Annotated in this window: 2 protein-coding genes and 1 tRNA gene; all 3 read left to right on the top strand. The window is 43.2% G+C overall.

Annotation, left to right across the window (positions count from 1 at the left end; translation table 11 throughout):
- Positions 1 to 964: glycosyltransferase family 2 protein (locus VIR50_RS00365; RefSeq protein ID WP_331933166.1), on the top strand; the 964-nt coding region annotated here is incomplete at its 5' end.
- A complete protein-coding gene (locus VIR50_RS00360) occupies positions 945 to 1,493 on the top strand; it encodes a GNAT family N-acetyltransferase (protein WP_331933165.1) in 549 nt (182 codons plus the stop codon). The genes VIR50_RS00365 and VIR50_RS00360, both read left to right, overlap by 20 nt.
- A 48-nt stretch (positions 1,494 to 1,541) precedes the next feature.
- A tRNA-Asp gene (locus VIR50_RS00355) sits at positions 1,542 to 1,614 on the top strand.

Below are 1,614 nucleotides of genomic sequence, written 5' to 3'. Positions count from 1 at the left end.
ACTCAATCCCGATACCTTGGTCAGTGAGGATGCGATTTCCGGATGTTTGGCCTTCATGGACCGGCAGAAGGATGCGGGGGCGGTTGGGCTGAAGATGTTGCAGGTGGATGGTGTCAAGGCGCCGGAGTCCCGTCGTGGCTTCCCGTCACCATTCACTTCGTTTTGTAAATTCTTTCATTTGCACAGATTATTTCCTAATATCAGGCTTTTCAACCGCTATTATCTGAGTTTTCTTTCGTGGAATGTTCCGAGTGAAATCGATGTTGTCAGTGGTGCTTTTATGATGATACGACGGGCTGCTTTGCAGAAAGTGGGATTGTTGGATGAGGATTATTTCATGTATGGAGAGGACATAGACTTGTCTTTCCGACTGAAAAAAGCAGGCTATACCAATTGGTATCTGCCTTTTAGCATACTTCATTATAAAGGTCAAAGCACGAAAAAGACGTCTTATCGCTACGTACATGTCTTTTATGGAGCCATGATGACCTTCCTCAATAAGCATTATCATGGCGCTTATGGTGTATTAAAATGGCCTTTGACTGCGATTGTTGGCATGGTAGCTTTGCTGTCATTACTGCGCCTACAGATACAAACTTTAGGGCGGAAAGTCCGTTGTTTCGTTTCTTCGTCTGAAGAATTATCGACCTATTACGTGTTGGGGAGCGAGGCAATGCAGGCCGATTGCAGGCTGATTATGGATAAATATTCTTTAAAAGGGGTATTCCTAAAACCTATTGATGGGCAGAGAGAGCCGGATTGGGCGTCCTTGGAGGATATGGAAATAGGCAGCAAGAGAAATCGGAAGCATACAAAAGCGGTCTTAGTCGTTGACAGTAGCCGTTTTACTTGTAAGCAAATATTGAAATTGGCGGAGAAGTTGGCCGGCCGTCAGTTCATGATAGCAATTTATTGGCCTGAAACTCATCAAATCATAACCTCGGATGAAGTCTTCCATACATAATCATCAAGTGCGTCTTCGAGCCATGGAGCCGGAGGATTTAGAGTTCTTATATGGCATTGAGAATGACATGGAACTATGGGATATAGGCATAACCAACGTGCCTTATTCCCGTTATTCCTTATATAATTACATATCTGAATGTAAGAACGACATTTATGTAGACCGTCAATTAAGGCTCATCGTGACCTCGGAAGAAGGGGATTGCGTCGGGATAGCTGACTTAGTAAACTTTGATCCGAAGCACTTGAGAGCAGAGTTGGGTATCGTTATTCAAAAGAAATATCGTGGGCAAGGGTATGGCAAGGCCGCTGTTAAGGCATTATTGAGGTATGCCCACGAGGTTATTCATTTACATCAAGTCTATGTAGTGGTAGGTGTGGCTAACCAGTTAAGTATTAGTTTGTTTACTAAATTAGGCTTTGTAGATAGTGGTATATTGAAGGATTGGCTCTATAGTGACGATGATTGGCACGCCGCAAAATTGTTGCAGTTTTTTTATAAAAAAGGAACGAATTGTTTGGCGATATAAAAATATATTTCTACCTTTGCACTCGCAATTAAGAAATGAGCGCTAATTGGTGCGTTAGTTCAGTTGGTTAGAATGCCTGCCTGTCACGCAGGAGGTCACGAGTTCGAGTCTCGTACGCACC

It is taken from the genome of Prevotella sp., from assembly GCF_036570325.1.
GTDB lineage: Bacteria > Bacteroidota > Bacteroidia > Bacteroidales > Bacteroidaceae > Prevotella.
The sequence above is the reverse complement of the archived record's forward strand: the minus strand, read 5'-3'. Positions and strand labels throughout refer to the sequence as shown.

Excerpts from the sequence above, each read along its gene's own strand:
- VIR50_RS00360 (WP_331933165.1), top strand. The coding sequence starts at position 945 with ATGAAGTCTTCCATACATAATCATCAAGTGCGTCTTCGAGCCATGGAG.